The sequence below is a fragment of the Streptomyces sp. NPDC059003 genome, from assembly GCF_042740445.1.
Classification (GTDB): domain Bacteria; phylum Actinomycetota; class Actinomycetes; order Streptomycetales; family Streptomycetaceae; genus Streptomyces.
The window spans coordinates 1-4,771 of sequence record NZ_JBHYJH010000331.1 but is presented as its reverse complement, the minus strand read 5'-3'; the positions used below and the strand labels follow the sequence as shown (position 1 = coordinate 4,771).

4 protein-coding genes are annotated in these 4,771 nt (G+C 74.2%); 3 read left to right on the top strand and 1 reads right to left on the bottom strand.

Annotated features, from left to right (window positions below; genetic code table 11):
• Nucleotides 1-53: 53 nt before the first annotated feature.
• Nucleotides 54-806, bottom strand: a complete 753-nt coding sequence (locus ACFWZ5_RS44760; RefSeq protein WP_384806139.1) for a TIGR03089 family protein — start codon at nucleotides 804-806, stop codon at nucleotides 54-56.
• A gap of 138 nt (nucleotides 807-944) precedes the next feature.
• Here ACFWZ5_RS44760 and ACFWZ5_RS44755 point away from each other — a divergent pair, with 138 nt between their 5' ends.
• The 3 genes from ACFWZ5_RS44755 to ACFWZ5_RS44745 all read left to right on the top strand — a co-directional run bounded on the left by ACFWZ5_RS44755 (nucleotide 945) and on the right by ACFWZ5_RS44745 (nucleotide 4,715).
• Nucleotides 945-2,456 carry a peptidoglycan recognition protein gene (locus ACFWZ5_RS44755; protein WP_384806140.1) on the top strand — a complete coding sequence of 504 codons (1,512 nt, stop codon included), beginning with the start codon at nucleotides 945-947 and terminating at the stop codon, nucleotides 2,454-2,456.
• Nucleotides 2,457-2,552: 96 nt separating this feature from the next.
• The gene (locus ACFWZ5_RS44750; RefSeq protein WP_384806142.1) at nucleotides 2,553-3,635 is read left to right on the top strand and encodes a sugar phosphate nucleotidyltransferase; all 1,083 of its coding nucleotides are present in this window, start codon (nucleotides 2,553-2,555) and stop codon (nucleotides 3,633-3,635) included.
• A 51-nt stretch (nucleotides 3,636-3,686) separates the two neighbouring features.
• The gene (locus tag ACFWZ5_RS44745; protein ID WP_384806144.1) at nucleotides 3,687-4,715 is read left to right on the top strand and encodes a DNA-3-methyladenine glycosylase family protein; all 1,029 of its coding nucleotides are present in this window, start codon (nucleotides 3,687-3,689) and stop codon (nucleotides 4,713-4,715) included.
• Nucleotides 4,716-4,771: the final 56 nt, after the last annotated feature.

The following is a 4,771-nucleotide window of genomic DNA, read 5'->3' as shown; positions in this document are numbered from 1 at the left end:
GGCGCCCGCGCGCGGAGCGCGCTAATGGATGCAGTGGGGAGCCCCCGGCAGGGTCAGCGCAGCGTGACCGCGACCCGCTCCGCCTCGACCCGCTTCTCCAGGCCCTCCTCCCCGAGCCGATCCAGATGACGGCACAGCACCACGGACCCCCCGGACGCCAGGGGCGCGTAAAGCCCGGCGCTCAGCCCGTCCCACGTGTCGTACGGGCGACCGGAAAGCACCCGAACCCCACCCGAGAGCCCAAGCTCCCCGGCATCGGCCCGCGCTCGCGCGACGACCTCACCCCCGGTCAGCTCAAGCCCGCCGCAGGCGACCGCGACCTCGTCCGGATCCACCGGCGCGAACGGCGCGAACCGGTCCCCCTGGCTCGGCACCTCCACCGCGTAGTCGGCGAAGCCGGCCGGCGCCTCGGGGAATCGCCCCCCGAGCGGCCGCAGCGCCAGCGCCACCCGCTCGCCGGAGCAGGCCCGCGCCGCGTCGAGGGTGTCGGGCCCGCTGACGATGAGGTCGGCGCCCGCGGGATCGCCGCCGACGTCCGCGACGACGCCCACCGACGAACACGCGAGCAGCCACACCGCCGTCTGCCAGTGCGCGGGAAGCAGCAGCGCGAGCCGGTCGCCGGGCTCGGCGCCCAGGTCGCCCTGGAGCAGGTTGGCGGTCTTGGCCACCCAATTGGCGAAGGTGGCGACGGACAATTCGACGCGCTCTCCGGTGGCGTCGTCGTAGTAGGTGACGAGCGGGCGCGCCGGGTCCGCGGCGAGCGCGGATCGCAGCAGGTCGGCAGGGGTGCGGTCGTTGGCGTTCACGGCCGCAAGGGTACGCGGGCCCGGGCGTGTCGGCCGTGGGGGCGGCGGAGTTGGGGCACCGGTTCGGCCGCCCCCTGGCCGACGGACCGTCAGTTTCCCAATGGACAGATATGTACCGGTATGCCGACGATCGTCAGCATGCGTGGATTTCTTGCTTCCTCGATCGGTGTCACCTGCGCCACGGCGCTGGCCCTCCCCCTCGCCCCCGCCGCGTCGGCCGCGCCCGGACCGGCCGCCGTGGGGCCCGGCGCGTCCGTCACGGCACGCGTGTCCTCGGCGGCTCAGTCGGCCCAGGCCGCCCCCGCCGCCCCCGCGCTGCCCGGCAGCACCCAGTCGCTTCCGCTGACCCCCCTCGGCTCCGACCGCGCGGGCGGCCCCGCACGCGAGGAGGGCCTGTCGCGGCGCGACGTACGGCCGTTCTCGCTGGTGGGCGTCGTCTGGGACGACCCGGCCGCCGACCTGCGCGGCCGCGTCCAGGTCCGCACCCGGGGGACCGGCACCACGGTCTGGTCCCCCTGGCAGGACGTCGAGACGCACAACCACGACCACGCCGCGGACCCCGGCACCGCCGAACACGACTCGGGCCGGGTACGCGGGTCGACGGCGCCCCTGTGGGTGGGGGACTCGGACGGCGTCGAGGTGCGGGTACGGGCGGGGACGCGGGCGTACGAGGACGGAGCGCGCGCAGCCACCCGCGCACCGGACGCACCCCCGCTCCCCAAGGGCCTCCGCCTGGAACTCGTCGACCCGGGAACCGCTCCCGGAGAGCAGCCCCCGCCCGGCGACACCGCACCGGACGGCATCCCGCACGCCGACACCCTGCCCCCGCTGACCGCCCGGGCCGCCGCGACGTCCGCCGTGAACGCCGACCTCGCCCCGCTCGGCGCCACCGCGATCCCGGCGCTCGACAAGGCGCGGACGGAGGCGGCACAGGACGTGCAGACAGCACAGGACGTGGCGACAGCTCAGGACGCGCAGACGGCTCAGGACGCGCAGACGGCGCAGGGCGCACAGGCGGCCGAGGGCGCCGCCCAGGCGCGCCCGTACATCGGTCCGCGCCCGCGCATCGTCACGCGCCGCGGCTGGGGCGCCGACGAGCGGCTGCGCGAGCGGAACTTCGCGTACACCAGGACCGTGAAGGCCGCCTTCGTGCACCACAGCGCCACCGGCAACAACTACCGCTGCTCGCAGGCGCCCTCCGTCCTGCGCAGTATCTACCGCTACCACGTGAAGAGCAGCGGCTGGCGCGACTTCGGCTACAACTTCGCCGTCGACAAGTGCGGGAACATCTACGAAGGACGCGCGGGCGGCGTGTCCAAGCCGGTCCTCGGCGCCCACACCCTCGGTTTCAACACGAACAGCATGGGCATCGCCGTCCTCGGCACGTTCAGCAACTCCAAACCGCCGAAGGCAGCGGTGACCGCCGTCGCCAAGCTGACGGCGTGGAAGCTCGGCCTGTTCGGGGCGAATCCCCGCGGAACGACATACCTGAAGTCCGGGGGTGGCAACCTCTACAGGAAAGGCACGAACGTCCGGCTCCGCGTGATCTCCGGCCATCGGGACGGATTCGCCACGGAGTGCCCGGGCCGCCTCCTGTACAAGAAGCTCGGCAAGGCCCGGTCCGCCTCGGCCCGCTACCAGGGCCGGTGAGGTACCGGTCGCACCGCACGGTCAGCTCATACGTCTGCATACACTGGCCCGCCGAAACACAGTTCGGCGGGCCCCAGCAGGAAGCAGAGACGACAGGTGACAGAAGCGATCCTCCTGGTCGGCGGCAAGGGCACCCGGCTGCGGCCGCTCACGGTGAACACGCCCAAGCCCATGGTCCCCGCGGCGGGTGTCCCGTTCCTCACGCACCAGCTGGCCAGGGCCCGCGCGGCGGGCGTGGACCACATCGTCCTCGCCACCTCCTACCTGGCGGAGGTCTTCGAGCCGTACTTCGGCGACGGCTCGGCGCTCGGCCTCCACATCGAGTACGTCACGGAGGAGGAGCCGCTCGGCACGGGCGGCGCGATCCGCAACGTCGCGGCGCGCCTCCACTCGGGCCCGCAGGACCCGGTCCTGGTCTTCAACGGCGACATCCTCACCGGGCTCGACATCCGCGCCCTGGTCGCCGAGCACGAGCGCACGCGGGCGGACGTCTCCCTGCACCTGACGAAGGTCACCGACCCGAGGGCGTACGGCCTGGTCCCCACCGACGCCACGGGCCGCGTGACGGCGTTCCTGGAGAAGCCCCAGACCCCCGAGGAAATCGTCACCGACCAGATCAACGCGGGCGCGTACGTGTTCCGCCGCTCCGTCATCGACACGATCCCCGCGGGCCGCCCGGTCTCCGTCGAGCGCGAGACCTTCCCCGACCTGCTGGCCTCGGGCGCCCATCTGCAGGGCATGGTCGACTCGACGTACTGGCTCGACCTCGGCACGCCGCAGGCCTTCGTGCGCGGCTCCGCCGACCTGGTCCTCGGCCGCGCCCCGTCCCCCGCGGTCCCCGGCCGCTGCGGCGACCGCCTGATCCTGCCCTCCGCCAGGATCGCGTCCGACGCCAAGCTGACCGGCGGCACGGTCGTCGGCGAGCACGCCGTCGTCGGCGAGGGCGCCCGCCTCTACGGCAGCACGGTCCTGCCCGGCGCGGTCATCGAACCGGGCGCCGTCATCACCGACTCCCTCATCGGCGCCCGCGCGTCGGTCGGCGCCCGCACGGTCCTCACCGGCGCGGTGATCGGCGACGGCGCCCACATCGGAGCGGACAACGAGCTCCGCTCGGGCATCCGCATCTGGTGCGAGGCCAAACTCCCGGCGGGAGCGGTCCGCTTCTCGTCGGACCAGTAGACCGGACCAGTAGACCGGACCAGTGGAGGAGAACCCCGTACCCTCGACCCCGTGTCCTCCCGCTTCGCCCCCCGCCCCACCCGCACCACGGTCCGCGGTGGCGAAACGGCGATCCCCGAGCCGGCGGTCCCCGGGCCCAAGAAGGACACCCGCCCCCACCACCCGGCGGGCCGACACCGCACCTGGACCCCACCGACCCCCCTCGACCTGGGCCTCACCCTCGGCCCCCTGCGCCGAGGCCCCGCCGACCCCACGTTCCGCACCACCCCGGACGGCTCGGTCTGGCGGGCGAGCCGCACCCCCCAGGGCCCCGGCACGCTCCGCGTGGCCCTGCGCGCGGGCACCGCGGAGGCGGAGGCGTGGGGCCCGGGCGCGGAGTGGCTGCTCGACGGGCTGCCGGACCTCCTCGGCGCGGCGGACGACCCGTCGGCGTTCACGCCCCGGCACCGCCTGGTGGCCGCGGCACAGCGTCGCCGCCCGGGCCTGCGCCTGACCCGGACAGGTCTTGTCCTGGAGTCGCTGATCCCGTCGATCCTGGAGCAGAAGGTCACGACGGACGAGGCGTACCGGGCCTGGCGCCTTCTGGTACGCAAGTACGGCGACCCTGCGCCGGGCCCGACCCCCGCCCAGGCCCGGATGCACGTGATGCCGGACCCGGCGACGTGGGTGCGCATCCCGTCCTGGGAGTGGCACAAGGCGGGCGTGGACAACAAGCGGGCGTCGGCGATCCTGCGCGCGGCGCGCGTGGCCGCCCGCATGGAGGAGGCGGCCGCGATGGCGCCGGAGGCGGCGCAGGCCCGCCTGGAACTGATCCCCGGCATCGGCCCCTGGACCTCGGCCGAAACGGTCCAGCGCAGCAACGGCGCCCCCGACGCGGTCACCGTGGGCGACCTCCACCTCCCCGGCATCATCGGCTACGCCCTGGCCGGCGAACGCGACGCCACCGACCCCCGCATGCTGGAACTCCTGACCCCCTACGAGGGCCAACGCCACCGAGCGACCCGCCTGATCCTCCTGTCGGGCAGAACCCCACCACGCCGCACCCCACGCATGCCCATAGCCAACATCGCACAGCTCTAAATCAGCCCGTCCGGCGTTTGAGGACGAGGCGCGAAGCGCCGGATAAAAGGGGGGTC

Coding starts and splice junctions, on each gene's coding strand:
- ACFWZ5_RS44755 (WP_384806140.1), top strand. CDS start 945: ATGCGTGGATTTCTTGCTTCCTCGATCGGTGTCACCTGCGCCACGGCG.